The sequence below is a fragment of the Mesorhizobium sp. B2-7-1 genome (assembly GCF_006440735.1).
GTDB lineage: Bacteria > Pseudomonadota > Alphaproteobacteria > Rhizobiales > Rhizobiaceae > Mesorhizobium.
On the sequence record NZ_VFUA01000005.1, the window covers coordinates 44,080 to 69,724 of the forward strand.

At 63.6% G+C, this 25,645-nt stretch carries 30 protein-coding genes and 1 other RNA gene; 8 read left to right on the plus strand and 23 right to left on the minus strand.

Features of this window, described 5'->3' with window-relative positions; all coding sequences use genetic code 11:
• Positions 1–56 precede the first annotated feature (56 nt).
• The 7 genes from FJ471_RS03555 to ssrS form a co-directional block, all read right to left on the minus strand.
• Positions 57–824, minus strand: a complete 768-nt coding sequence (locus FJ471_RS03555; RefSeq protein WP_140801783.1) for a TerC family protein — start codon at positions 822–824, stop codon at positions 57–59.
• 70 nt (positions 825–894) lie between these two features.
• On the minus strand, positions 895–1,719 hold the full coding sequence (locus FJ471_RS03560; RefSeq protein WP_140801784.1) for a YmdB family metallophosphoesterase: 825 nt from the start codon (positions 1,717–1,719) through the stop codon (positions 895–897).
• Entirely contained in the window at positions 1,716–2,003 is a 288-nt protein-coding gene (locus FJ471_RS03565) for a transcriptional regulator (RefSeq protein ID WP_140801785.1), read from the minus strand. Before FJ471_RS03565 ends, FJ471_RS03560 begins: the two co-directional genes overlap by 4 nt.
• Before the next feature lie 25 nt (positions 2,004–2,028).
• Positions 2,029–2,253, minus strand: coding sequence for a BrnT family toxin (locus FJ471_RS03570; RefSeq protein WP_246684586.1), 225 nt, complete (start codon positions 2,251–2,253; stop codon positions 2,029–2,031).
• A gap of 126 nt (positions 2,254–2,379) precedes the next feature.
• The gene (locus tag FJ471_RS03575; RefSeq protein ID WP_140801787.1) at positions 2,380–2,898 is read right to left on the minus strand and encodes a DUF3592 domain-containing protein; all 519 of its coding nucleotides are present in this window, start codon (positions 2,896–2,898) and stop codon (positions 2,380–2,382) included.
• Positions 2,899–2,976: 78 nt separating this feature from the next.
• Positions 2,977–3,561, minus strand: a complete 585-nt coding sequence (locus FJ471_RS03580; protein ID WP_140801788.1) for a 5-formyltetrahydrofolate cyclo-ligase — start codon at positions 3,559–3,561, stop codon at positions 2,977–2,979.
• Between the two features lie 82 nt (positions 3,562–3,643).
• Positions 3,644–3,799, minus strand: a non-coding RNA gene (ssrS, locus tag FJ471_RS03585) — 6S RNA.
• A gap of 139 nt (positions 3,800–3,938) precedes the next feature.
• Here ssrS and FJ471_RS03590 point away from each other — a divergent pair.
• The 5 genes from FJ471_RS03590 to msrB all read left to right on the plus strand — a co-directional run bounded on the left by FJ471_RS03590 (position 3,939) and on the right by msrB (position 7,287).
• The gene (locus FJ471_RS03590) at positions 3,939–4,778 is read left to right on the plus strand and encodes a MoxR family ATPase (protein ID WP_140801789.1); all 840 of its coding nucleotides are present in this window, start codon (positions 3,939–3,941) and stop codon (positions 4,776–4,778) included.
• 75 nt (positions 4,779–4,853) lie between these two features.
• Entirely contained in the window at positions 4,854–5,300 is a 447-nt protein-coding gene (locus FJ471_RS03595) for a GNAT family N-acetyltransferase (protein WP_140801790.1), read from the plus strand.
• A gap of 34 nt (positions 5,301–5,334) precedes the next feature.
• Positions 5,335–5,595 carry a type II toxin-antitoxin system HicB family antitoxin gene (locus FJ471_RS03600; RefSeq protein WP_140801791.1) on the plus strand — a complete coding sequence of 87 codons (261 nt, stop codon included), beginning with the start codon at positions 5,335–5,337 and terminating at the stop codon, positions 5,593–5,595.
• Positions 5,596–5,598: 3 nt separating this feature from the next.
• Positions 5,599–6,789: a VWA domain-containing protein gene (locus FJ471_RS03605; RefSeq protein ID WP_140801792.1), complete on the plus strand. Its 1,191-nt coding sequence runs from the start codon at positions 5,599–5,601 to the stop codon at positions 6,787–6,789.
• Positions 6,790–6,882: 93 nt separating this feature from the next.
• The gene (msrB, locus tag FJ471_RS03610) at positions 6,883–7,287 is read left to right on the plus strand and encodes a peptide-methionine (R)-S-oxide reductase MsrB (RefSeq protein ID WP_140801793.1); all 405 of its coding nucleotides are present in this window, start codon (positions 6,883–6,885) and stop codon (positions 7,285–7,287) included.
• 54 nt (positions 7,288–7,341) lie between these two features.
• Here the strand turns inward: msrB and FJ471_RS03615 are convergent, their stop codons facing one another.
• The 13 genes from FJ471_RS03615 to FJ471_RS03680 all read right to left on the minus strand — a co-directional run bounded on the left by FJ471_RS03615 (position 7,342) and on the right by FJ471_RS03680 (position 22,339).
• On the minus strand, positions 7,342–7,638 hold the full coding sequence (locus tag FJ471_RS03615; RefSeq protein ID WP_140801794.1) for a hypothetical protein: 297 nt from the start codon (positions 7,636–7,638) through the stop codon (positions 7,342–7,344).
• Between the two features lie 10 nt (positions 7,639–7,648).
• Positions 7,649–8,089, minus strand: a complete 441-nt coding sequence (locus FJ471_RS03620) for a hypothetical protein (RefSeq protein WP_140801795.1) — start codon at positions 8,087–8,089, stop codon at positions 7,649–7,651.
• Positions 8,090–8,354: 265 nt separating this feature from the next.
• Positions 8,355–8,615, minus strand: a complete 261-nt coding sequence (locus FJ471_RS03625) for a DUF2312 domain-containing protein (protein WP_140801796.1) — start codon at positions 8,613–8,615, stop codon at positions 8,355–8,357.
• Between the two features lie 151 nt (positions 8,616–8,766).
• The gene (pyc, locus tag FJ471_RS03630; RefSeq protein WP_140801797.1) at positions 8,767–12,225 is read right to left on the minus strand and encodes a pyruvate carboxylase; all 3,459 of its coding nucleotides are present in this window, start codon (positions 12,223–12,225) and stop codon (positions 8,767–8,769) included.
• Between the two features lie 359 nt (positions 12,226–12,584).
• Positions 12,585–13,706 (minus strand): branched-chain amino acid ABC transporter substrate-binding protein, encoded by a 1,122-nt coding sequence (locus tag FJ471_RS03635; protein ID WP_140801798.1) that lies wholly within the window; start codon positions 13,704–13,706, stop codon positions 12,585–12,587.
• Positions 13,707–13,842: 136 nt separating this feature from the next.
• Positions 13,843–14,187 (minus strand): DUF6867 family protein, encoded by a 345-nt coding sequence (locus FJ471_RS03640; RefSeq protein ID WP_140801799.1) that lies wholly within the window; start codon positions 14,185–14,187, stop codon positions 13,843–13,845.
• A gap of 14 nt (positions 14,188–14,201) precedes the next feature.
• Positions 14,202–14,930 (minus strand): ABC transporter ATP-binding protein, encoded by a 729-nt coding sequence (locus FJ471_RS03645; RefSeq protein WP_140801800.1) that lies wholly within the window; start codon positions 14,928–14,930, stop codon positions 14,202–14,204.
• Entirely contained in the window at positions 14,930–16,351 is a 1,422-nt protein-coding gene (locus FJ471_RS03650; protein ID WP_140801801.1) for an ATP-binding cassette domain-containing protein, read from the minus strand. The genes FJ471_RS03645 and FJ471_RS03650 overlap by 1 nt, the downstream gene beginning before the upstream one ends.
• Positions 16,351–17,742, minus strand: a complete 1,392-nt coding sequence (gene livM / locus FJ471_RS03655) for a high-affinity branched-chain amino acid ABC transporter permease LivM (protein WP_140801802.1) — start codon at positions 17,740–17,742, stop codon at positions 16,351–16,353. Before livM ends, FJ471_RS03650 begins: the two co-directional genes overlap by 1 nt.
• A 5-nt stretch (positions 17,743–17,747) precedes the next feature.
• Complete coding sequence (locus tag FJ471_RS03660; protein ID WP_140801803.1) at positions 17,748–18,650, minus strand: branched-chain amino acid ABC transporter permease LivH; 903 nt, start codon at positions 18,648–18,650, stop codon at positions 17,748–17,750.
• Positions 18,651–18,986: 336 nt separating this feature from the next.
• Positions 18,987–19,988, minus strand: a complete 1,002-nt coding sequence (locus FJ471_RS03665; RefSeq protein WP_140801804.1) for a 4-hydroxyproline epimerase — start codon at positions 19,986–19,988, stop codon at positions 18,987–18,989.
• Between the two features lie 12 nt (positions 19,989–20,000).
• Positions 20,001–21,287 (minus strand): FAD-binding oxidoreductase, encoded by a 1,287-nt coding sequence (locus FJ471_RS03670; protein WP_140801865.1) that lies wholly within the window; start codon positions 21,285–21,287, stop codon positions 20,001–20,003.
• 116 nt (positions 21,288–21,403) lie between these two features.
• Positions 21,404–22,339 (minus strand): dihydrodipicolinate synthase family protein, encoded by a 936-nt coding sequence (locus FJ471_RS03680; protein ID WP_140801806.1) that lies wholly within the window; start codon positions 22,337–22,339, stop codon positions 21,404–21,406.
• Between the two features lie 69 nt (positions 22,340–22,408).
• Here FJ471_RS03680 and FJ471_RS03685 point away from each other — a divergent pair, with 69 nt between their 5' ends.
• The gene (locus FJ471_RS03685; protein WP_246684587.1) at positions 22,409–23,113 is read left to right on the plus strand and encodes a GntR family transcriptional regulator; all 705 of its coding nucleotides are present in this window, start codon (positions 22,409–22,411) and stop codon (positions 23,111–23,113) included.
• A 19-nt stretch (positions 23,114–23,132) separates the two neighbouring features.
• Here the strand turns inward: FJ471_RS03685 and FJ471_RS03690 are convergent, their stop codons facing one another.
• Both FJ471_RS03690 and FJ471_RS03695 read right to left on the minus strand, forming a co-directional pair.
• On the minus strand, positions 23,133–23,450 hold the full coding sequence (locus FJ471_RS03690) for a hypothetical protein (RefSeq protein ID WP_140801807.1): 318 nt from the start codon (positions 23,448–23,450) through the stop codon (positions 23,133–23,135).
• Between the two features lie 271 nt (positions 23,451–23,721).
• A complete protein-coding gene (locus FJ471_RS03695) occupies positions 23,722–24,045 on the minus strand; it encodes a helix-turn-helix domain-containing protein (RefSeq protein ID WP_181179130.1) in 324 nt (107 codons plus the stop codon).
• Between the two features lie 134 nt (positions 24,046–24,179).
• Here FJ471_RS03695 and FJ471_RS03700 point away from each other — a divergent pair, with 134 nt between their 5' ends.
• Both FJ471_RS03700 and FJ471_RS03705 read left to right on the plus strand, forming a co-directional pair.
• A complete protein-coding gene (locus FJ471_RS03700) occupies positions 24,180–24,509 on the plus strand; it encodes a nuclear transport factor 2 family protein (RefSeq protein WP_140801808.1) in 330 nt (109 codons plus the stop codon).
• Positions 24,506–25,303 carry an SDR family oxidoreductase gene (locus FJ471_RS03705; protein ID WP_140801809.1) on the plus strand — a complete coding sequence of 266 codons (798 nt, stop codon included), beginning with the start codon at positions 24,506–24,508 and terminating at the stop codon, positions 25,301–25,303. The genes FJ471_RS03700 and FJ471_RS03705 overlap by 4 nt, the downstream gene beginning before the upstream one ends.
• A gap of 20 nt (positions 25,304–25,323) precedes the next feature.
• Here FJ471_RS03705 and FJ471_RS03710 read toward each other — a convergent pair whose 3' ends face one another.
• Entirely contained in the window at positions 25,324–25,623 is a 300-nt protein-coding gene (locus FJ471_RS03710) for a hypothetical protein (protein ID WP_140801810.1), read from the minus strand.
• Positions 25,624–25,645: the final 22 nt, after the last annotated feature.

The following is a 25,645-nucleotide window of genomic DNA, read 5'->3' on the forward strand; positions in this document are numbered from 1 at the left end:
CATCGCGCGCTCTCAACATACGATTATGTACGTACAAATCTGTAAGAGTCAAGACGTCAATGCCCGCCGCCGGTCCTTTGCTTCTTGCGATTCCTTGCCAGCATGTTGAGGCCCTCGACCAGCGCCGAAAAACCCATGGCGGCGTAGATGTAGCCCTTGGGCACGTGGTAGCCCATGCCGTCGGCGATCAGCGTCATGCCGATCATCAAGAGGAAGCCCAGCGCCAGCATGACGATTGTGGGGTTCTTGGCGATGAAATTGGCGAGCGGCGTCGCCGCCAGCATCATCACGCTCACCGCCACGATCACGGCGATATACATGATGGCGATCTCGTCGGTCATGCCGACGGCGGTGATGATGGAATCGATCGAGAAGACGAGGTCGAGCAAGAGGATCTGGAAGATGGCGCCCGCGAGGCTCATCTGCAGCGTGCCGCCGACCATCGTGTCCTGATGGCCCTGCGGATCGACCGTGTGATGGATTTCCTTGGTTGCCTTCCAGACCAGGAACAAGCCGCCGGCGATCAGGATAAGGTCGCGCCAGGAAAAGCCGTGGCCGAAGGCCGTGAACACCGGCGCCGTCAATTGGACGATGATCGAGATGGTAGCGAGCAGGATGAGGCGCATGATCAGCGCCGCCGAGATGCCGAGCCGGCGCGCGCGGGCGCGCTGCGCTTCCGGCAGTTTGTTGGTCAGGATCGAAATGAAGATCAGATTGTCGATGCCGAGCACGATCTCGAGCACCACCAGGGTCAAAAGCGCGACCCACGCGGTCGGATCGGAAACAAAGTGAAAGTGCGGCGCCAGAAATTCGACAAGCTGCATGGAGGTCGTCCCCTCTACGATCTAGAGCAGTGTTGCCGGCAATTAGGTACTTTGCACACTCATATCAATGTCACGACCAGAAGGACGGCGCCGTTTCTTCCAGCCGAGGCCCGCGACGAAACGGCGCGATCTTGTCCGCAAGCCCGGTGCGGTCGGAAATATCGACGCCGACGCCGCAGAGCGTCGCTGGCCCCGACGCCGCCTCGAAACGGCCCTTCGGCACCTTGGAAAGAAATCGGTTGAGCGGCTCTTCCTTGTCCATGCCAAGCGAGGAATCGTAGTCGCCGCACATGCCGGCGTCCGAAATATAGGCGGTGCCGCCATTGAGGATCTGATGGTCCGCGGTCGGCTGATGCGTATGCGTGCCGACCACGAGGCTGGCGCGGCCGTCGACGAAATGCGCGAAGCACATCTTCTCAGACGTAGCCTCGGCATGGAAATCGACGATCGCGGCATCGGCCTGCTCGCCGAGCGGACAGGCGGCAAGCTCGCGCTCGCCGGCCTGGAACGGGTCGTCGAGCTCGGGGTGCATGAAGACGCGCCCCATGATGTTGGTGACCAGCACGCGCGCGCCGTTGCGCGCGATGTAGACGCCCGAGCCACGTCCCGGCGTGCCCCTGGGAAAATTCGAAGGCCGCAGGAAACGCTCCTCGCGCGGCGCGAAGATCAGCGCATCCCGCTGGTCCCAGACATGGTTGCCGGTGGTGACGACATCCGCGCCCGCGGCGAGCGTCTCGCGAAAAATCTCCTCGGTGATGCCGAAGCCGCCGGCGGCATTCTCGCCATTGACGATGACGAAATCGAGCTTGAAGTCGGAAATCAGCCCCGGCAGCTGTTCCCAGACTGCCGTGCGCCCTGTTTTGCCAACCATGTCGCCGAGAAAGAGGAGTCTCATGCGGCGCTACGCGTCCCGAGCGCCCTCGACACCGTTTCCGGCTCCTTGGCGATAACCTGCAAATAGGCCTGCGCCGCCTGGTCGGGCTCCGTTCTGCCCTGCTCCCAGTCTCTAAGCGTGCCCAGCGGAATGCGGTAGCGGATGGAGAATTCCTCCTGGGTAAGATGCAAGGCCCGACGGATCACTTTGACACGCGCGACAGGCGCCAGTCCGGGCCGGTCCGCGCTGAGCGGAGGATTATCCTTGTCCGCCAAAGCGCCAGCCTCCGCCTCCGCGTCGCTCATGGCGCGCAGACGATCCCAATCGGATTCAGTCCCGGAGTGCTTGGTCATATGCTTTCTGCTCATGGCGCGTCGCCTTTCTGGCGGAGATCAGTCTTATTCGGTCGCCGCGTTCGGTGTAAACCACCGTCAGTACCAATCCATTGACGATACCTATGCCGATGAAGCGCTCCTCTTCGTAATCCATGGAGCGATCCGAATAATGCACAGCATGGATGTCGTCGAACAGGCGCTTGGCATCCGCAAATGCCATACCGTGCTTGGCAAGATTGCTCGCTGCTTTCTCGTCATCCCACTCGAATTCGATTATGTCGAACTACTGGATTTCCGTAGTATTCGCCAGACAGGCTCGAACGTCAAGCGTAGGTGGCAACCGGTCCTAATGCCGGCCGAAAGTGCCGGGCTGCTGTTGCCTTGCGCCCGACATGCGGGTGGCCGCGGACATTATCGGCGAGGCCGGCGGCGTGTTGCGCCCGCGCAGCCAGAAGAACCAGACATAGAAGGCGACGAAGCCACCGGTGACCGCAAGCAACAGCAATCCGCCACGCCAGCCCTTCATCGCCGCGGTATCGAGGTTCGATGGATCGGCGGGGTCGTAGTAGAATTCTATCCTGTCGCCCTTGGCCGCCGTGTAGAGACCGACATCCTTGCCCTTGCCGGACCATGTCGTCGGCGCGTCGTTGACGACATAAGCCAAGGCGACATCGATGCCGTCCGTCTTGAGCCCGTTCGCCTGCATCTCGCTGTAGGGACTGACATCCGTCACGGTGGCGACCGTGCGCTGCCAGGCGGCCTGGTGATGCAGCGAGGTTGCGATGATGTGCGACGCCATCAAGAACAGGATCACCGCGATCAGCGCGAACGGCATCAGCAGATAGCGCGCAAGAACAAACACCACGACCCCCGCCGGCTCGACTATAGCTGCGGGACTATTATCCGACTTGTCTTCGAAACGCGTTAAGCAGGTCGCGATAGTTTAAGCGATATCGAAGCGGCGCAACCCGCTCTCGGTCAATATTTCCGCAATGATGACGTCGTGGTTCTCTTCCGGCACCCGCTCGACTTCCTGGCAGTCGAAGGCGATGCCGATCAGCCTGGGCGTGATGCCCTTGTCGGCGAGCCTGGCGATGGCGCGGTCGTAATAGCCGGCGCCGTAGCCGATCCGGTGGCCGCGGGCGTCGAAGGCGGCGAGCGGCACCAGCATCAGCGTCGGGTCGAGCACTTCCGCCTCCTCGTGCGGCCCGACCGTGCCGAACCCCATCTCGACCATCGGCGCGCCGCGCACAAGCTCGCGGAACACGATCGTGGTCTTGTCGAGGATCGCCGGCAGGCAGAGCCTGGCGCCCTTCTCGCGCAGCGCGAACATCAGCGGCCGCACATCGACCTCCGAGCGCATCGGCCAGAAGCCGGAGACGACCCGGCCGGGCTCGAAGTCGATTTTCTCCTTGCCGGTCTCGGCCATTTCGAGCGCGATCTCGACGCGCCAGAATTCGTCGAGCGCGTCGCGTCGCGCCAGCGCTTCCTTGCGAAGCTGTTTTTTCAGGTCTTTTGAAGGTGACATGCGCCGACGGTAGAGATGACCAGATCTGGGCGAAGTTGCAGGAGCGACGTTTTCTACCGCATGGTTCTCAAAATCGAGAGAGTGACGATCCACACAACCGGTGGAGATGTCGATCCCGGGTGCCTACAAAGTAGGTGGGCGCCGTGTGAGAAAACCCACGGGTCTTCCCAGGGACAGCTCCCTAAGGATCGATAAGGCCCCGGGGATAAGTTTCTCCTGCCGGGAAGCGCAGACCGCCAGAAGCAAATATAGGCCGATGGTTAGCCGAGCGCCAGAGATAGGGGCGTCCTGGTCGACGTTATTCTCACCCTCCACATCCCAGCCTTGCGCGCATGCGCATGGCTCCTTAGGGTCCAGCCGCACGGACAGGAGAAAAGATGCGTTTCGAAGGCACCGCGGCTTACGTCGCCGACAAGGATCTGATGGTTGCGGTCAACGCCGCGATCGCGCTGGAACGGCCCTTGCTGGTCAAGGGCGAGCCCGGCACCGGCAAGACCGAACTTGCGCGTCAGGTCGCGTCGGCACTTGGGCTGGAGTTCATCGAGTGGAACGTCAAGTCGACCACCAAGGCGCAGCAGGGCCTCTACGAATATGACGCCGTCTCGCGGCTGCGCGATAGCCAGCTCGGCGACGAGCGCTTCAACGACATCGCCAACTACATCAAGCGCGGCAAGCTGTGGGATGCCTTCGCGGCGCGGAAGAAGGTCGTGCTCCTGATCGACGAGATCGACAAGGCCGACATCGAATTCCCCAACGACCTGCTGCAGGAGCTCGACCGGATGGAGTTCTTCGTCTACGAGACCGGTGAGACCATCCGCGCCGAGTTCCGGCCGATCGTCATCATCACCTCCAACAACGAGAAGGAGCTGCCGGACGCCTTCCTGCGCCGCTGCTTCTTCCACTATATCCGCTTCCCCGACATCGACACGCTGCACCGCATCGTCGAGGTGCACTACCCCGGCATCAAGCAGAATTTGGTGCGGGCGGCGCTCACCCAGTTCTACGAGATCCGCGATGTGCCCAGCCTGAAGAAGAAGCCCTCGACCTCCGAGGCGCTCGACTGGATCCGCCTGCTGGTCGCCGACGACATCGCGCCCGAAGATCTGCGCGCCGACCCCAAGAACATGCTGCCGAAACTGCATGGCGCGCTCTTGAAGAACGAGCAGGACGTGCATCTGTTCGAGCGCCTGGCCTTCATGGCGAGGCGCCAGCAATAGCGCTTTCCCCGTCCGTGGACCGTTGCCGACCAGTCGTCCTCAGCGCAGCTTCGGGCCTAAATGTTGGAGGAAAAAATGTCCGAGATCATCATCCGCCCGCTCGCGCAGTCCGACCACGCCGAATGGCGCCGGCTGTGGACCGACTATCTGACCTTTTACGAGACGAAGCTGCCGGAAGAGGTCTACGCGATCACCTGGAAGCGCCTGTTCACGGATGGCGAGTTCGAGCCGAAGGGTTTCATCGCCACGCTCGACGGCAAGGCCGTCGGCCTCACCCACTATCTCTACCACCGCTCCGGCTGGTCCGAGAAAAACAACTGCTACCTGCAGGACCTGTTCGCCGACCCGAAGGTGCGCGGCAAGGGCGTGGGCGCGGCGCTGATCAAGGCGGTGCAGGACGAGGCCGGCAAGATCGGAGTCAAGAACGTCTACTGGATGACACACGAAACCAACGCCACGGCGCGCAGGCTCTACGACCATGTGGCGCGGCGGACAGGCTTCATCGAATACGATCTGCTATGAAGAGCGCGGGATTTAGCACTGCAGAGCGGGCTGAATGACTCGCTATATCGGAATTTTGGATGGCTCCAATAACGTGTGGGGCGTGCGGGTGCCTGACCTTCCAGGCTGCCACGGAGGCGGCGTAAGCCCCGAGCAAGCGATTGCCGACGCGGCGTTCGCCGTCTGTGAGTGGACCGAAGCTCGGATAGCGAAGCACTTGCCCGTTCCCAAACCGCGTGCGCTGGTGGATTTGTTGCGATCCGGCGAAATCGACAGTGCCAGCGGTGATTCCGCCGTGATCGTGAGACAGAGATAGCAAGTGTTCATCCCCTTCTTCCTCGAGCTGAAGGCCGCGCGGGTTCCCGTTTCGCTCAGGGAATATCTGTCGCTGCTGGAGGGGCTGGAAGCCGGGTTGGTCGATTATGACGTCGAGGCTTTCTATTACCTCGCGCGCTCGGCACTGGTGAAGGACGAGCGCCATATCGACCGGTTCGACCAGGTCTTCGCGCATGTCTTCAAGGGGGTCGAGGCGCTCGGTGGACCCGATGCCGTCGATGTCGCCAACATCCCGGAGGAATGGCTGCGCCGGCTGGCCGAAAAGCACCTGACCGACGAGGAGAAGAAGCTGGTCGAGGCCTTGGGCGGCTTCGACAAGCTGATGGAGACGCTGAAGCAGCGGCTGGAAGAGCAAAAAGGCCGGCATCAGGGCGGCTCGAAATGGATCGGCACCGGCGGCACCTCGCCCTTCGGCGCCTATGGCTACAATCCCGAAGGCGTGCGCATCGGCCAGCACGAAAGCCGGCATCGCCGCGCGGTGAAGGTCTGGGACAAGCGCGAATTCAAGAATTTCGACGACACGGTCGAGCTCGGCACCCGCAACATCAAGGTGGCGCTGAAGCGGCTGCGCCGCTGGGTGCGCGAGGGCGCCGAGGAGGAGTTCGACCTGCCAGGCACCATCCATGCCACCGCCGAGCACGGCTATCTCGACGTCAAGACGCGGCCCGAGCGGCGCAATGCGGTGAAGCTTTTGATGTTCTTCGATGTCGGCGGCTCGATGGACGACCATATACGCGGCGTCGAGGAACTGTTTTCGGCGGCGCGCGCCGAGTTCCGCCAGCTCGAATATTTCTACTTCCACAACTGCCTCTACGAGCGCGTCTGGAAGGACAATCGCCGCCGCCTCGCCGAAACGATCCCGACCTTCGACCTGATCCACAAATACGGGCCGGACTATAAGGTGGTCGTCGTCGGCGACGCCTCGATGAGCCCCTACGAGATCGCCCATCCGGGCGGCTCGGTCGAGCATTGGAACCCGGAGGCCGGCAGCGTGTGGCTGGCCCGCCTGTTGCAGCAATGGCCGAACGCGATCTGGCTCAATCCCGAAGCCGAGAAGAACTGGCGCTACACGCATTCGATCCAGCTGATCAGCGATATCTTCGGCGGCCGCATGTTCCCGCTGACATTGGCCGGGCTTGAGGTCGCGACCAGGCAGTTGTCGCGCAAGCATTAGCCCACTTCCGCTGGAAGCGTCTGTAACAAACGCCTATGTTCCGACGAATACCCGTTGCAACCAACAACGAGCCGCCAAGGCCGAGGAGATTTCATGGACACGCACGCCTATCCCGTCACCCGCACCGATGCCGAGTGGCGCGCCCGGCTGACGCCGGAGCAATATGCCGTAATGCGTAACCACGGCACCGAGCGTCCCGGCAGTTGCGCGCTCCTCTATGAGAAGCGCGCCGGCACCTTCTTCTGCGTCGGCTGCGACCAGCCGCTGTTCGAATCCAAGCTGAAATTCGAGAGCGGCACCGGTTGGCCGAGCTTCAACGACCCGGTCCCGGGCTCCATCGAGAACACCGTCGACCGCAGCTACGGCATGGTCCGCACCGAATGCCATTGCGCGCGCTGCGGCAGCCATCTCGGCCATGTCTTCGAGGACGGCCCGCCGCCGACCGGCCTGCGCTATTGCATCAATGGCGTAGCGCTGCGCTTCGAACCGGCGGCTTGATGCCTCGGAACCGGCTTCGCAAAGGGCGGCTTCGGCCGCCCTTTTTCGTATAGCTCAAACAACGACCGTCGCGATCAGCCAGAGCGCCGAGCCCAGCATCATCAGCTGCGCCTTCAAGCCGCCGCTCTTCTCGGCCGTCCGCCAGACGGCGATGGTGAGGAAGATGTTGTAGGGAACGGGGAGGAAATGCACCGGCAGCACCAGCCAGAGCGGCAGCTTCAATCCAAGCAGGATCAGCGCCAGCGCCGAAGAGGCGATACTCAAGATCGTCCCGACAATCAGCATGTCGCGCCAGAACAGCCGATCGGGCGGAACCTCGCCCCTCCAGCGCGTACGGAAGAAGTCCGTCATCGCCGGCGACCTATTCCTGCCCCAGAACATCGGTCACGGCTTCTTCGAAGCGCGAGCACTCCGTCACCAGCCAGTCGGTCATCGCCGGCCAATTGTCCTCGGCATAGCAGTTCACGTGCCATAGTGAATTGATGCCGAGGTCCTGCGCGCTCTGGTCGGGCTTGAGCTTCAGCTTCGCCTCGATCGTGGGCTGAAACGGCTTCAGCCGCGACCAGGACTCGGTGGCGCCGAACTTCTCATTGCGCCCGAAGAAGACGCCGACATGGTTCTGCGCCGGCGCGACATACATCGAAAGAACCAGGGCGAAGTCCGGCAGCCCACGCTGCCAGAACCAAGGCCCGCGTCGCGCCATCCTTGGCCTTTCTTCCGGATGCCGCTCGGCGAACAGCGCCCAGAAGCCGCGATGGCGGAACTCCGAGGCGCGCCGGCCGCCGAAGTCGAATTCGTTCATGGCCGGCTGCCCCGCTGGCCGAGACTGTTTCGAAATTCGCTCTGGCGAGTCATATGGTGGCGGTTTCGAGAACCGTAGCGCAGCGGACTTTTGGGTCCGTGAGCCTGCGCATGACCCCGAAAATCGAAATCGATTTTCGGAAAGGATCATGCGCCAAGTAAAATTGCTGCAGCGTCCTTTGCGCGTCCAAGAGGACGCGCGGCGCTGCAGTAGCGCAGAAAACGCCATCAGATGGCCGCCGGAGTAGAATTTCCAAACAGTCTCCTCAGGCCATGCCGAGAGCGGCCTTGTAGAGGTCCAGGATGGTTTCCTCTTCCTGGCGCTCGGCCTGGTCCTTCTTGCGCAGCCGCACGATGGTGCGGATCGCCTTGGTGTCGAAGCCGGTGCCCTTGGCTTCGGCATAGACGTCCTTGATGTCGTCGGAGATCGTCTTCTTCTCTTCCTCGAGCCGCTCGATGCGCTCGATGATGGTGCGCAGCTGGCCGGCGGCTACAGTCTGGCTGGTCTCGGTGATTTCGTCGGCCATTTTTCTCTCCGCGTCTTCTGGAGCCGTGGCGATTCCCGTCACGGCGAATTGGAGCGGGTTCCCTGCCCGAGCGGGCGCGGCGGGTCAAGACACTTGTCGAGCCCCTGTGGACGACTGCTGTCAGTCGTCCATCCGACTCCAGTTCGAGCCGTCACTTAAAGGCTACGAGCAGATCCTTGGCATCGATCTGGTCGCCGGCCTTGACCAGCACTTCGGCGATCTCGCCGTCGCGTTCGGCATGCAGCGCGGTTTCCATCTTCATCGCCTCGATCGACAAGAGCACGTCGCCCGCCTTGACCGCCTGGCCGGCCGCCACGGCGAGCGCCGACACCACACCGGGCATCGGTGCGCCGACATGTCCCTCATTGCCGGGCTCGGCCTTGCGGCGCGCCTTGGCGGCGGAGGCGCCATGCGCCCTGTCCGGCACCTTGACGCGACGCGGCTGGCCGTTGAGCTCGAAGAACACGGTGACCATGCCCTTGTCGTCGACATCGCCGAACGCCTGGCAGCGGACCACCAGGGTCTTGCCCTTCTCGATGTCGAGGAAGATCTCGTCTTCCGACTTCATGCCGTAGAAATAGGTCGGCGTCGGCAGCACGCTCACCGGCCCATAGGTCTCCTGCGCCGCGGCGAAGTCGGTGAACACCTTCGGGTACATCAGCCACGACGCGAACTCATACTCCGAGAGCCTGCGCTCGAGCTTGCCCTCGATGTCCTTGCGGCTGGCCTTGAGGTCGGCTGCTTTCAGCAGCGAGCCGGGCCGCGCCGTGATCGGCTTCTCGCCCTTCAGCGCCTTCTTCTGCAGCGCCGCCGGCCAGCCGCCGGGCGACTGGCCGAGATCGCCCTTGAGCATCGACACGACCGAATCCGGGAAGGCGATGTCCTTGGCCGGGTTCTCGACATCGGCGACGGTGAGATCCTGGCTGACCATCATCAGCGCCATGTCGCCCACCACCTTGGACGAGGGCGTCACCTTGACGATGTCGCCGAACATCAGGTTGACGTCGTGATAGGCCTGCGCCACCTCGTGCCAGCGCGTCTCCAACCCGAGCGAGCGCGCCTGCTCCTTGAGGTTGGTGAACTGGCCGCCCGGCATTTCGTGCAGGTAGACTTCCGAGGCAGGTCCCTTGAGATCGCTCTCGAAGGCGGCGTACTGGTTGCGTACCGCCTCCCAGTAGAAAGAAATGTTGCGGATCCATTGCGGGTTGAGGCCGGGGTCGCGCTCGGTGCCCTTCAGCGCCTCGACGATCGAGCCGAGGCAGGGCTGCGAAGTGTTGCCGGAGAAGGAATCCATCGCCGCGTCGATGGCGTCGGCGCCGCTCTCCACCGCCGCAAGCACGGTCGCCGCCGACAGGCCCGACGTGTCATGCGTGTGGAAATGGATCGGCAGGTCGGTCGCCTCGCGCAGCGCCTTGAACAGCACGCGCGCTGCGGCCGGCTTCAGCAGGCCGGCCATGTCCTTGACGGCGATGATATGCGCGCCGGCCGCTTCCAGCTCCTTGGCCAGCCCGACATAATATTTGAGGTCGTATTTGGCGCGCGCCGGATCGAGGATGTCGCCGGTGTAGCACATCGCCGCTTCGACAAGCTTGCCCTCGGCGCCGACCGCGTCCATGGCGACGCGCATGTTCTCGACCCAGTTCAGGCAGTCGAAGACGCGGAACAGGTCGACGCCGCCGCTGGCGGCTTGCTTGACGAAATGCTGGACGACATTGTCGGGGTAGTTCGTGTAGCCGACGCCGTTGGCGCCGCGCAAAAGCATCTGCAGCAGAAGGTTGGGCGCGGCCTCGCGCACTTTGCTCAGCCGCTCCCACGGGTCCTCGGTGAGGAAGCGCATGGCAACGTCGAAGGTGGCGCCGCCCCAGCATTCGAGCGAAAGCAATTGCGGCAGCGCCCGCGCATAGGTGCCGGCGATGCCGACGATGTCATGCGTGCGCATGCGCGTGGCGAGCAGCGACTGGTGGCCGTCGCGCATCGTCGTGTCGGTGACCAGCACCTGGCGCTGCTCGCGCATCCAGGTCCCAAATTTCTCGGGGCCGAGCGCATCGAGCCGCTGCTTGCTGCCGTCCGGAACATTGCCGTTGAGATAAGGCACGACGGGTGCGGCCGCATTCGCCTTCGGCATCGGCCGGCCGCGCGTCTCGGGGTGGCCGTTGACGCTGACATCGGCCAGATAGGTGAGCAGCTTGGTGGCGCGGTCCTGCCGCTTCACCTGCTCGAACAGCTCCGGCGTCGTGTCGATGAACCTGGTCGTGTAGGAATTGTCGGCGAAGCGCGGGTGGTTGATGATCGCTTCGAGGAAGGTGAGGTTGGTGGCGACGCCCCGGATGCGGAACTCGCGCAGCGCCCGGTTCATGCGTGAGATCGCCTCGCCGGGCGTCGGCGCCCAGGCCGTCACCTTCTCGAGCAGCGGATCGTAGAAACGGGTGATGACCGCGCCCGAATAGGCGGTGCCGCCATCGAGGCGGATGCCGAAGCCGGCCGCCTCGCGATAGGCGGTGATGCGGCCGTAGTCCGGAATGAAATTGTGCTCCGGATCCTCGGTGGTGATGCGGCACTGCAGCGCGTGGCCGTTGAGCCTGATGTCCTTCTGCGCCGGCACGCCCGATTGCTTGGTGCCGATGGCGAAGCCGTCGAGGATGTGGATTTGCGCCTTGACGATGTCGATGCCGGTCACCTGCTCGGTGACGGTGTGCTCGACCTGGATGCGCGGATTGACCTCGATGAAATAGAACTTGCCGGTGTCGGCGTCCTGCAGGAACTCGACCGTGCCGGCGCCGATATAGCTGGTCTCGCGCGCGATCTTGAGCGCATAGGCGCACAGCTCCTGGCGCAGCTCTTCGCTGAGATAGGGCGCCGGCGCGCGCTCCACGACCTTCTGGTTGCGGCGCTGGATCGAGCAGTCGCGCTCGAACAGGTGCACGGCGTTGCCATGGGTGTCGCCCAGCACCTGCACCTCGACATGGCGGGCGCGCTCGATCAGCTTTTCGAGATAGACCTCGTCCTTGCCGAAGGCGGCCTTGGCCTCGCGCTTGCCTTCCATCACCTCGCGCGCCAGGTCGGCCTCGGCGCGGATGGCGCGCATGCCGCGGCCGCCCCCGCCCCACGAGGCCTTCAGCATCACCGGATAGCCGATTTGCGCGGCGAGCTTCTTGACCTCGTCCATGTCGTCCGGCAGCGGGTCGGTTGCCGGCACGACCGGCACGCCGACTTCGATCGCCAGGTTGCGCGCGGCGACCTTGTTGCCGAGCCGGCGCATCGTTTCCGGCTTCGGGCCGATGAAGGTGATGCCGGCCTCGGCGCAGGCCTCGGCAAATTCCGGGCTTTCCGAGAGCAGGCCGTAGCCGGGATGGATGGCGTCGGCGCCCGACAGCCTGGCGACTCGGATCACCTCCTCGATCGACAGGTAGCTCTCGATCGGGCCCATATCCTTGCCAAGATGCGGTCCGCGCCCAACCTGATAGCTCTCGTCGGCCTTGAAGCGGTGCAGTGAATATTTGTCCTCCTCCGCCCAGATCGCCACGGTTTTGAGGCCGAGCTCGTTGGCCGCGCGGAAGACGCGGATGGCAATTTCGGACCGGTTGGCGACGAGTATCTTCGTGATGGCCAAGGACTGGGCTCCAGCAGCGTAAGGAACGTTGAACCGGCGCAATGATTAGCGTGAAAATGCTGCAGTGCAAACAAATTTGAGCGACACCTAAAACGATTTAGGTCGCTTGTTTGCGCCAAATCGTCATTGCTATTGTTCGAACACCGGCGGTCGGCGGTGGGTGGCCGATCCGGGGCATGGCGCTGCGCTTTCCGGTCAGTCGCGCCCACAAACGAAAATGCCCGGCGCTGAGCGCCGGGCATCCGTGAAAAGTCGGCTAAAGCATGTCTCCCGAAAGTTTGCGGCGGTTTCGGCACAAAGACATGCTTGAAATGAAGAACCTGAAGCAGGTCTCACGGCCTGCTTTAGAGTTCGCCGGCTTATTTCTCGAAGTAGCTGTACTTGCCGTCGTCGCCCTTCTTCCATTCGTAGATCACATAGTCCGGACGGGTGATGTCGCCCTTGGCGTCGTAGCCGATCTCGCCGATGGCCGTCTTCCACGGACCGCCCGACTTGATCGTCGCGGCGACCTTCTGCGGATCGTCGGCCGAACCGGTCTTGACGATGGCCTGGGCGATGATCTGCACCGCGGCATAGGAGTAGAGCGTGTAGGCTTCCGGCTCGAAGCCGGCGGCGCGGAACTTCTCCACGACTTCCTTGGCGGCCGGGTTCTTGCGCGGATCCGGAGCGAAGGTGTTGAGCGTGCCGGCAACGGCATCGCCGGCGATCGAGGCCAGTTCGTTGGAGACGATACCGTCGCCCGAGAACAGCGGCGCCTTCAGGCCCTGGTCGGCCGACTGGCGGATGATCAGGCCGGCTTCGGTATGCAGACCGCCCCAATAGATGAGCGTGACGCCGTTTTCCTTCATCTTGGCGATGAGGGCGGAGAAGTCCTTGTCGCCGACATTCACGCCTTCATACATCACTTCCTTGATGCCGTCGGCGTTGAGGTTCTTCTTGGTCTCGTCGGCAAGGCCCTGGCCGTAAGGCGTCTTGTCGTGGATGATGGCGATCTTGGCGTCCTTGAAATTCTTGGCGATGTAGTCGCCGGCCACCTTGCCCTGCTGGTCGTCGCGTCCGCAGGTGCGGAAGGTGTTCCACAGGCCGCGCTCGGTGAACTGCGGGTTGGTCGCGGCAGGCGTCATCTCGAGGATGCCGTTCTCCGCATAGACTTCCGACGCCGGGATCGAGACGCCCGAGTTGAAGTGGCCGTCGACATACTTGACGCCGTCGGCGACGAACTTGTTGGCGACCGAGATGCCCTGCTTGGGATCGGAGACGTCGTCGCCGACCTCGAGCTTGAGCATCTGGCCATTGACGCCGCCCGCCGCGTTGATGTCGGCGACCGCCTGTTCCGCGCCCTTCTGCAGCTGCGCGCCGAACGCGGCGTTCGGGCCGGTGATCGGACCGGCGACGCCGATCAGGATGTCAGCGGCCCACGCGCTGCCGCTGAACGCGATAAACGCGGTCAGCGCAACGGCGGACAAAAGTGACTTTTTCATTGAAACGCTCCCATTTACGGAGTGGGCGTGGATGATACTTTCATGCGATGCCCACCCTTATCGCAGAAAGCATAGAATGCCGATTTTCAGGCACTTGTCACGCCGATTCATGCCCGAAACGGCGTAATGGTGAACGTCAACCTTTCGGTTTCCAGCTTAACAAGGAAGCTCTTTCATAGAGCCAGTTGTACTGCGTGACCATTTGGTTGGTGCGCGTGTATTGATAGCCGAGGAAGCCCAGTATCATCAGCACGATGGTGTCCACGATATAGTAATGCAGCGAGAACATCGTGCCCTCGAACAGCGCATGATGGATGAACCTGACGCCGACGCCGAGACCGAGCATGTAGAAGAACAGCTGTACATACGTGTTCCAGGTTTGCGCCGCCGCCTTGCCGGTCATCCATGCCGCCCAGCCGCCGAGCAGGCAGGTGACGAACAGGAACTGCCAGACCGAGGCCTCTTCGTAGATAATGCCCATGGTGAAGACCCCTCTTAGTGATGTCCGCCTTCGAGATAGGCGGCGCGCACTTCCGGATTGGCGAGCAGTTCCTTGCCGGTGCCGCTCATCGTCACATTGCCGTTGACCATGACATAGCCGCGCGTGGCGAGTTTGAGCGCTCCAAAAGCGTTCTGCTCGACCAGGAACACGGTCAGCCCTTGCGTCTTGTTGAGCTCGCGGATGGCGTCGAAGATCTGCTTGACGATCAGCGGCGCCAGGCCAAGCGAGGGCTCGTCGAGCAGCAACAGCTTCGGCCGCGCCATCAGCGCGCGCCCGATCGACAGCATCTGCTGCTCGCCGCCCGACAGCGTGCCGCCGCGCTGGGCGACGCGCTCCTTCAGCCGCGGGAACAGTGTGAACACCTTCTCGACGTCCTCGTCATAATGTTTGAGGTTGTCGAGGCTGGCGCCCATCTGAAGGTTTTCCATCACCGTCATGCGCGGGAAGATGCGTCGTCCTTCCGGCGACTGGGCGATGCGCAGGCGGGCGATCTCGTGCGTCGGCAGTTGCGTGATGTCGGTGCCGGCGAAGGTGATGGTGCCGGTTCGCGCGCGCGGCGCGCCGAAGATGGTCATCATCAATGTCGACTTGCCGGCGCCGTTGGCGCCGATAAGCGCCACGATCTCACCCTGGCTGACCTGCACATTGACGCCGTTCAGCGCGCGGATGTTGCCGTAGTAGGTCTCGACGCCCTTGATGTCGAGCAGCGTTGTGCCGGCCATTATTTGCGCCCTCCACGCGTCGCGGGCTTGGCCGCCAATTCCTTCGCCAGCGTCTTCGCCTGGCCGATCCAGTCTTCGCGGGCGATGCGCCCGTCAAAGGCGAGATAGGCTTCCGCCGCTTCGATGTCGGCCTTCGTCCAGGCGGCGATCTGGTCGAAATGGAAGATGCCGTGCTCGTTCAGCTTCCGCTCATTGACGGGGCCGATGCCCTTGATGCGGATCAGGCTGTCGGCCTTGCCGCCACGCGGCGCGTCGAGGCGGTTGGAGATGCCCCCGGGTTTTGCTGCGGGAGCCTTCGCGGCCGCCTTTGTCGCAGGTGCTTTTGCTGCCGGCTTCTTCGCCGGCTTTGCCGCGGCCGCCGGGCTCGCGGGGGGAGCAACCACCGGCTTGCTGGCGATTGACGCGGCGCGCGCGTCGATCTGGGCCGCTTTCGAGGCGCCCTTCGATACAGTGACCCGCTCGCCCTCGTCAGCGTGTTCGACGCTGTCGGAAACCGGCCCGGCCATCATCGAAGCGGAATTTCCCGGCCCGTGCGCGGCATCCGGCCCGGTATCGAGCTGCTCGATGACATCCTCGTCGCCGACTTCGGTGAGCACTTCCTGCACTTCCTCGTCGTCGACGCCGAGATAGGCGGCGATGACGCGCGGGTCGGTCCGGACGGATTCTGGATTGCCGTCGGAGATCTTGCGGCCATATTCGAGCACCACGACATGGTCGGAGATCTGCATCACCACCGACATGTCGTGCTCGATGAGCAGGATCGAGGTGCCGGTGCCCTTGATGCCCATCAACAGTTCGTTGAGCGCCGCCGATTCCTTCGGATTGAGGCCGGCGGCCGGTTCGTCCAGGCACAGAAGCTCCGGCCCCGTGCACATGGCGCGCGCAATCTCCAGCCGGCGCTGCGCGCCATAGGGCAGGTCGCCCGCCGGATCGTCGGCGCGGTCGACGAGATCGGCCTTCTCCAGCCAGTGCCTGGCGAGATCGATCGATTCGGCCGAAGCCTGGCGATAGCTCGGAAAGCCGAAGAGGCCGAGGAAGGTATAGCCCGAGGCCTTCATCAGCTTGTTGTGCTGCGCGACCAGAAGGTTCTCCAGCAGCGTCATGCCGGAGAACAGCCGGATGTTCTGGAAGGTGCGCGCCACCTTGGCGCGCGCCGGGATCTCATGGTTGGGCAGGCGCTCGAGCAGATAGGTCGAGCCGTCGTTCCGGTTGAGGGTGATCATGCCTTCCGACGGCTTGTAGAAGCCGGTGATGCAGTTGAACACCGTGGTCTTGCCGGCGCCGTTCGGGCCGATCAGCGCGGTGATCTCGCCGCGTCTGGCCTGGAACGACAGGTCGCCGATGGCGACCAGGCCGCCGAACTTCATCGACAGATGCTCGACTTGCAGGATGAAGTCTTTCGAGGAAGGGGTCGCGTTCATCAGCCGTGACCCTCCTTGGTGAAGGAGGCTGAGACCGCTCTTCGCTCTTTAAGGAATGCGGTCGGTTCTCGACTGCCGACGAAACCGCGCGGCTTCCACAGCATGACGATGACCATGGCCATGCCGAACAAAAGCATGCGGTAGAGTTCGGGGGTGAAGTCCGGCCCGAACACCGCCTTGAGGAAGTCGAGCTCGCGCAGGATCTCGGTACCGCCGATCATCACCAGCGCCGCCACCGCGATGCCGCCCAGCGAGCCCATGCCGCCGAGCACGACGATCGCGAGGATGATCGCCGATTCCAGGAAGACGAAGGATTCAGGGCTGACGAAGCCCTGGCGGGCGGCGAAGAACGAGCCGGCGAAGCCACCGAACATGGCGCCGGTGGCAAAGGCCGTCAGCTTGGTGGTGGTGGTGTTGATGCCGAGCGAGCGGCAGGCGATCTCGTCCTCGCGCAAGGCTTCCCAGGCGCGGCCCACCGGCAGGCGGCGAAGCCTGACGGTGACGAAAGCGGTGAGGAAGCACAGCGCCAGGGCGAGGTAATAGAGGAAGATCTTATAGTAGGCGCCCGACTGCGCGATGTGCAGCACCTTGGCGATGTAGTTCGGGTCGGAGACGTTGAAGGACACCAGGCCGAAGAAGGAGACCTTCGGGATGCCGGAAATGCCGGCCGAGCCGTTGGTCACTTCGCGCCAGTTGATCAGCACCAGGCGGATGATCTCGCCGAAGGCAAGGGTCACGATCGCCAGATAGTCGCCGCGCAACCTGAGCACCGGGAAGCCGAGCAGGATGCCCCAGAACGCCGCCATCGCGCCGGCCGCCGGCAGGAGGATCCAGAATGACAACCCGTAATGCGTGCCGAGCAGCGCATAGGCATAGGCGCCGACCGCATAGAACGCGACGTAGCCGAGATCGAGCAGGCCGGCCAGCCCGACGACGATGTTGAGCCCCCAGGCCAGCATGACATAGATCAGGATCTGGATGCCGAAATTGTCGACCCACTTCAGCGAGCCCTGGAAACCGAAGAGCAGCACCATCGCGATCGGATAGAGGATCAGCAAGGTGGCGCCGATCTTGTTGAAGTTCTGGCGCACGAAGCCCGGCTCGGACACCACCGCCGGCGCCTGGGCCTTTTCAGCCTTCGACCTTTCCATCGCCGGAACCGCATAGGCGACATAGAGGAACCGGCCGACGGCAACGGCGCCCACCACGATGGCCAGCAGACCCCAGCGCTGAACCAGGATCAGCTCGTTGCTGATGTTCTGGTCGGTCCTCAGACCGATGAACAGCACGAACAGGCCAAGCGAAATGACGCCGGCGTAAAGCGCCTCACGCAAAGCACGTTGCACGGGAGTAGCGACGGCGTCGCGCTCCGAAGACACGGTAGCGGCCATGAGGATCAGACCTTTTCGACTTCAGGCCGGCCGAGGATGCCGGAGGGCAGGAAGATCAGCACGATCGCCAGGATCGAGAAGGCGGCGACGTCCTTGTAGTCGATCGAGAAATAGGCCGACCACATGCTCTCGATGAAGCCGATGAGCAGTCCGCCGAGCACGGCGCCCGGCAGCGAGCCGATGCCGCCCAGAACCGCCGCCGTGAAGGCCTTCACGCCCGGCACGAAGCCGTCGGAGAAAACGACCACGCCGTAATACATCAGGAACAGCGTTCCCGCGACGGCGGCAAGGGCTGCGCCCATGATGAAGGTGATGGAGATGGTGCGGTCGACGTCAATGCCGAGCAGCGCCGCCATCTTGCGGTCCTGCTCGCAGGCGCGCTGCGCCCGGCCGAGCGCCGTCCTGTTGACGAGGTACCAGAAGACCGCCAGCAGCGCGATCGTCACCAGCACGATGATGATCTGCTTCAGCGAGATGCTGATGCCGTCGATCGTGTAGACCTGGCTGACCATCGGCGGGATCGGCTTGTTGCGCGGACCCTGCGTGACCTGCACGAAATTGGACAGCGCGATCGACATGCCGATGGCGGTGATCAGCGGCGCCAGCCGGAACGAGCCGCGCAGCGGCCGGTAGGCCACCTTCTCGATCGTCCAGTTGTAAAGGCTGGTCAGAAGCATCGCCACGATCATCATGATCAGAAGCGCCACCACAACCGGCACCGAGTAGAACAACGCGCCAAGGATCAGGAAGACGATGAGCGCAGTGAAGGCGCCGACCATGAAGATATCGCCATGGGCGAAATTGATCATGCCGATGATGCCGTAGACCATCGTATAGCCGATTGCGATCAGCCCATAGATCGATCCCAGCGTCAGCCCATTGATAAGCTGCTGGACGAAGTACTGCATATTTATGCGGCTCCCCTGGAATGTCGCCTTTGCGGACGCATTCCTTTTCGTATTTCCCCTAGTCGTAAAGTTTCGAGCCCGGATTGCAACGTGATTTTTCAACCGCTCCGCGTGTTTTGGAAGCACGCCGCCCGATTGCTCGTTTTTTCGCGCCCGACCCCTGGACTATCGCGGACCCTAGCATTGGCACAACGCAATGTCTTTGACGATTCAGCCCTATAATGCCCACCCTTTCGAAGAAATCGCCGTCAAAATTAGTTGATGAGAAGATTTCTTGCGCGAACGGAAGCAGTCCATTTTAGCCGGAGCGCCTTCCGTTACGTGAGGGCGTGACGCTTATGTGACGATGAATCCATGCGCGAACGGATCGCGGTCGTCGATGAAGATGGTGTTCAGTCCGGTCATGCGGGCCCAGCCGCCGATCGAGGGAATGATCCCCGGCTTGCCGGCCACGCTGACCTCTTTTTCGACCCTGCCCTTGAACAGCGAGCCGATGATCGATTCATGCACGAAGCTGTCGCCTTCCTTGAGCCTGCCCTTGGCATGGAGCTGCGCCATCCGCGCCGAGGTGCCGGTGCCGCAAGGGCTGCGGTCGATCGCCTTGTCGCCATAGAACACGGCGTTGCGGGCATCGGCCTCGGCATGCTTCGGCTTGCCGGTCCACAGCATGTGCGACAGCCGGTTGATGCCGGGATTCTCCGGATGGACAAACGAGTACTTTTCGTTGAGGCGCTGGCGTACCACCGGGCTCCAGGCGATGAGGTCGCCGGCCGTATGGTCGGCCATGTCCTTGTAGTTCTTCTGCGGCTCGACGATGGCATAGAAATTGCCGCCATAAGCGACGTCGACGCTGATCTCGCCGAGCACCGGGCATTCGACCGTCAGCCCTTCAGCATAGAGGAAGGACGGCACGTTGGTGATGCGCACCTCCTCGACATATTCGCCGACCTGTTTGTATTCGGCGATGACCAGGCCGGCCGGCGTGTCGAGCCGCAGCACGCCTGGCGTCTTCGGCTTGATCAATCCGTGCTCGATCGCCATCGTGACCGTGCCGATCGTGCCGTGGCCGCACATCGGCAGGCAGCCCGACGTCTCGATGAACAGGATGGCGATGTCGCAGTCCTCGCGCGTCGGCGGATAGAGGATCGAGCCCGACATCACGTCATGGCCGCGCGGCTCGAACATCAGCCCGGTGCGGATCCAGTCGTATTCGGCAAGGAAATGCGCCCGTCGCTCCATCATCGTCGAGCCTTCGAGCAGCGGCCCGCCGCCGGCGACGAGGCGCACCGGATTGCCGCAGGTGTGGCCGTCGATGCAGAAGAAGGATTTCTTGGCCATCATACTCTCTTTTCAGAAACGTTCTGGGCGGAAAGGGGTGAGATCGAGCGGCGGAGTCTGCCCGAGGATGAGATCGCGGATCAAGCGGCCGGTCGCCGCCGACTGGGTCAGGCCAAGATGGCCGTGGCCGAAAGCATAATAGATGTTTGGCGCGCGCGCCGCGCCGATCACCGGCAGCGAATCCGGCAGCGACGGCCGATAGCCCATCCACTCGCGGCCGCCTGACGGGTCGAGCCCGGGGAGGAAACGCTTCGCCTTCTCCAGCATCGCCTTGGAGCGCGCGAAGTTGGGCGGCCTCTCGATGCCGCCGAGCTCGACGGCGCCGCCGACGCGCAGGCCCGTTTGCAGCGGCGTGATGACGAAGCCATGCCCGGAAAAGATCAGCTGCCGCTTCACGTCGAAGGCGGACACAGGCAGCGTCGTGTTGTAGCCGCGCTCGGTTTCGAGCGGGATGCGGTCGCCGAGATTTTTTGCCAGGAGATGCGACCAGGCTCCCGCGGCGATCAGCAGCTTCTTCGCTATACGCCTGGTGCCGTCGGCCAGAACGATCGTCGCGCCGTTTGCGCCCGCTTCTATGCGCTCGACCCGTGCATGCTCGAAGCGGGCGCCGAGCTTTTCCGCATAGGCCCAGACCGCCTTGCCGAGCAGCTTGGGGTCGGCAACCGTTTTCCAACTGGGCACGAAAGTGCCCTTGACGAAGCGCGGCGCCAGACCCGGCTGGAGCACGGCCATCTCCTCGCCCTCGACATGGCGGAAGCCGATGCCGAAACGCTCTCGCTCGGCCCAGCCGGGCAGCGACGCCCGGAACTCCGCCTCGCTCTCATAGAATTCCAGCGAGCCGTCCTCGCGCAGCATCGGCCGCGTGCCGGAGCGGTCGAGCAGTCCCATCCACTCGGCTTCGGCGAGCCTCATCATGCCGACCTGCGCCGCCAGGCTCGCTTCATAGTGCCTCGGCGCGCCGGCCCGCCAGAAGCGGATCAGCCAGGGCAGGAGCTTGGGCAGATAGGCCGGCGGAATGGCCAAAGGCCCGAGCGGATCGGCAAGCCATTTCGGCAATTGCCGGATCATCCCCTTATGCGCGAGCGGCAGCACGTCGGAGAAGGCGAAGGCGGCGGCATTGCCGGAGCTCGTCTCCTCGCAGATACCGGTGCGGTCGAAAACGGTGACGCTGCGCCCCGCCTCGGAGAGCAGGGTCGCGGCGCAGATACCGATGATGCCCCCGCCGATGATGGCGATGTCTTCCCCTTCTCCCCGTTCACGGGGGTGAGGAGTGTTCCGCGTAGCGGACGGAAAGCCAATTGCTTGGCTTTCCGAATGACGAACGCCCGCAGCGATAGCGGAGGGCCGCGGTGCCCGAAGGGCGGATGAGGGGCGGCGCCCCTCCTCGGAATCTTCCTGCACGTGAAGGCTGTCCCTTATTCGGCCGCCACCAGCTTGTCCGTCGATCGAGCAGACGTCTGGAGCGACGGCAGCTTCGGCCGCACCGCCAGCGCATCCCGGACGATCTTCTCGACCGCCTTGCGGCGTTCTCCCGACAATGGCTGGCGCGGCATGCGCACGCGGTCATTGGTACCGATCGCCAGCACTTCGGCAAGCTTGATGTTTTGGACCAGATAGGTCGACACATCGAGGTCGAGCAAGGGCCGGAACCAGCGATAGATCGCCAGCGCCTCCTCGCGGCGGCCCTGCCGCATCAGCTGGTAGATGGCGACCGTCTCGCGCGGGAAGGCGGTGACCAGGCCGGCGACCCAGCCGATGGCGCCGACCGACAGCGCCTCGAAGGCGAGATTGTCGACACCGGTGAAGAGGTCGTAGCGGTCGCCGAAGCGGTTGATGATCTCGGTCGAGCGGCGGATGTCGTCGGAGGATTCCTTGATGGCGACGAAGCGACTGTCCGAGGCCAGCTCCTCCATCAGCTCGACTGTGACGTCGACGCGATAGGCGAGCCGGTTGGAGTAGATCATCACCGGCAGGTCGCCGGCTTCCGCCACGGCGCGAAGGGCGGCGACCGTCTCTTCGGGATTGGTGTGGTAGATCGGGCTCGGCACCACCATCAGCCCGTCGGCGCCTTCCTTGGCGGCGCGCTTTGCAATGCTTGCCGCCTCGCGGGTGCCGGGCTCGTTGACGGTCAAAAGCACCGGCTTCTTGCCGGCGACTTTCTGCGCCGCCTTCAGCACCTCGATCTTCTCGTCAGGCGACAGCATCGGCCCTTCGCCGAGCGAGCCGCAGACGATGATGCCGTCGCAACCGGCCTCCATCTGCAGCCCATAGCAGCGCTCCATCTCGGCATGGTCGAGGCGGTCGTCGGCGGTGAATTTGGTCGTGACGGCGGGGAAAACTCCGGTCCACATGGTTGTCGCTCCAGTTGATATATCAGTCGTATATCTATTAAGAGCTGGCTCGTCAATGCTGAATCCGTTATGATATATGAAAAATATATCAGGAGCCTGCCATTGATCTCCCCGCTGATATCCGCTGACGCGAACGTGACCTTCGAGCCGGCGGCGACCAAGGCCTATCGCGCGCTGGAGCACATGATCGTCACGCTCGAGCTGGCGCCGTCGAGCTTCGTCACCGAAGGCGCGCTGATCGAGCGGCTGGGCCTCGGACGCACCCCCGTGCGCGAGGCGATCCAGCGGCTGGCCTGGGAAGGGCTTCTCGACATCAGGCCGCGCGCGGGCATCGCGGTCGCGCCGCTTCACGCCGGCGACTGGTTGCGGGTGCTCGACGCACGGCGCGGCATCGAGGTGGTGCTCGCCCGCTCGGCCGCCCGCTTCGTCACCCGCGAGGCCGCCGACCTTTTCCACGAGGCGGCCTTGGCGATGCAGAAGGCGGTGATCTCCGGCAACGTGCTTGCCTTCATCCAGGCCGACAAGGCGCTCGACGAAGCGCTGGCCATCGCCGCCGACAACCCCTTCGCGGCACGCGTCGCCGCCCCCTTGCAGACCCACAGCCGCCGCTTCTGGTATCGCTACAAGGCCGACACCGGGCTTGCCGAGTCGGCCGAGCATCACGTCGCGCTGATCCGCTCCATCCTCGACGGCGACGAGGAAGGCGCCGCCAAGGACGCCAAGAAACTGATGGCGCTGTTGCGCGGCCATGCCGAGGTCGCCGCCACGCGCTGAGTGCCTGACCGGGGCGTCCTCAGCCGCCCGGTTGCCCGACCGCGGTGGCCCGCGTGTCTTCCCACCCGTCGCCCGCCGCCAGGATGCAGCTCTGGCCTTTGACGTCGGTCATCAGGATGGTCCAGGTTCCGCTCGGCGAAACGAACACCTCGAAGAGGGCGGCCTGTCCGGCCACACCGTAGCCCAGCCGCTTTTCCTCGAATGCCGCCGCCAGCCTTGCGACCAGATAGTCGTGGCCGCCGCAGATCACCTGCGCCCGCGCCGGCAAAGCCGACAGCGCCAACACGGCGCCGACGGCTGCAAGCTTGATCCATCGAAACGAAAAATCGCGTGCCATGGGGCACCTCCTTCGCCTTCGCATTCCGGCAAGGGAGGCACATTAGGCCGCCTCAGTGTGCCGGAAGGCTCCAGGCCGGATCAGACGTCTTCATCACGTCGCTCCTTCTGGTTTCCGGTCTGTCGTCGGGAGATCATCACTCCCTGAATTCGATATGGTGAAGCTTCGCGCCGTAAACAAGGCGCTCGACGACGCGCTGGACATCGGTTGCCGGCAATCCCTTCGCGGCACTCGTCGCCACCCCACAGCCAGGTTGCGGCAACGCGATGGATCAGCCTTCGGCAGGCTCCTTCCGCGCCGCCCACTTCAGCAGGGCGTCGAGAGCCGGGCATAGGGCCTGACCCCAGCCGGTCAGGCAGTATTCGACTTTTGGCGGCACCTGGTGATGCACGATCCGCCGCACGATGCCGTCGGTTTCCATCTGTCGGAGCTGCTGGATCAGCATCTTTTGCGAGATCGCGGGGATGGCCCGTTCGAGATCGGAGAAGCGCAGCACCTTGCCGCCGAAGAGGTGAAACAGGATCACCAGCTTCCATCGACCTTCGAGAATGCGCAGCACGTTCTCGACGCCGGTCGCCGCGGATGAAGGCGTCAAAGCCTCGGGCTTACTTTCGGGTAAGTACCTTACTTTTTGGTCGGTTCTTGTCATTTCCACAGCATACCTCATCTTAGCGGCCGAGCAAGCGCCACCCGCCTCGAACGGCGCCGGCACCCACACGGAGACAAGCCATGGCCATAGAACTTCCCAAGCCGCTGACGATCTATTTTGCGGCCAAGAACCATCACGACATCGACGGCATGCTCCTCCCCTTCTCGCCGGATGCCACGGTCCGGGACGAAGGCGAGGTCCATCGCGGACCGGCCGCCATCCGGGCCTGGATGGAAACGACCACGCGTAAATACCGGGTGACGGTCGAAGTCGCCGACGCAACAGCAAATGGCGGTGCATGGCGGGTCGCGGGCATAGTCTCAGGCAATTTTCCCGGCAGCCCGGCAACGCTCCACTACAATTTCACGCTGGCCGCCGACCGGATCGAGAAGCTGGAGATCGGCGCATGACCGTCCCGCAGAAGTTTGCGGTCGGTGAGCAAGAGTTCGCGGGCAAGCGCGTGCTGGTCACCGGCGGCACCAAGGGTGCCGGCGAAGCGGTCGTTCATCGGCTTGCGTCGGCGGGTGCGACGGTTGCTACGACGGCCCGCTCGCCTGCCGCGACGCCCGCCGGCCTGTTCGTGGAAGCCGACATCAGCACGCTGGAAGGCGCGGCGAAAGTCGCCGCCGCCGTCATCGATGGCCTTGGCGGCATCGACGTCGTGGTCCACAGCGTCGGCGGTTCGAAAAGCCCGGGCGGCGGATTTGCGGCGCTGTCCGACCCGGTCTGGCACGACGAGCTCAGCATCAATTTGCTTGCGGCGGTAAGGCTCGATCGCTTGCTCGTGCCCCGCATGGTCACGCAGGGATCCGGCGTGATCGTCCATGTCTCGTCGATCCAGCGTCGCCTGCCCTTGCACGAATCCACCATCGCCTACGCGGCTGCGAAGGCTGCGCTTTCGACCTACAGCAAGGCATTGTCCAAGGAGCTCGGCCCCAAAGGCATCCGCGTCAACACCGTGGCGCCGGGCTGGATCCACACCACGGCATCGGAGGCCATGGTCAAGCGGCTGGCCGTTCATGCCGGCTCGGACGAAGAAGCCGCGCGTCAGGGCATCATGGATGCGCTGGGCGGCATCCCGATCGGTCGGCCGGCTTGGCCGCACGAGGTTGCGGAACTGGTGGCCTTCCTTGCTTCAGATCGCGCATCGGCAATCCATGGCGCCGAATACGTCATCGACGGCGGTACGATCCCGACGGTCTGAATTGTCTTGCCGTCCGCGCTTCAGGCGCCCGGCATCGCCGCGGTGATCGACCGGCTGTCCCAGCCCTCGCCGACGGAGAGCACGCAGCTCTGGCCCTTGGTGTCGGAGGCAAGCACGGTCCAGCTGCCCTGGTCCGAGACGAAGATCTCGAGCACGACGTTCGGGTTGATCAGGCCGCGCCCGGCCTCGTTTTCGTGGAACTTGTCGCCGAGCGCCTTGATGACGTCGGCGCGCGGAGCGCATTGCGCCGCAGCGTTTGCCGACGCCGATCCACCGATCACCGCCGCCACCAGCATTGTCGCCATAAGAAATCGTGTCATCTGACACCTCCTCGCGCCAGAC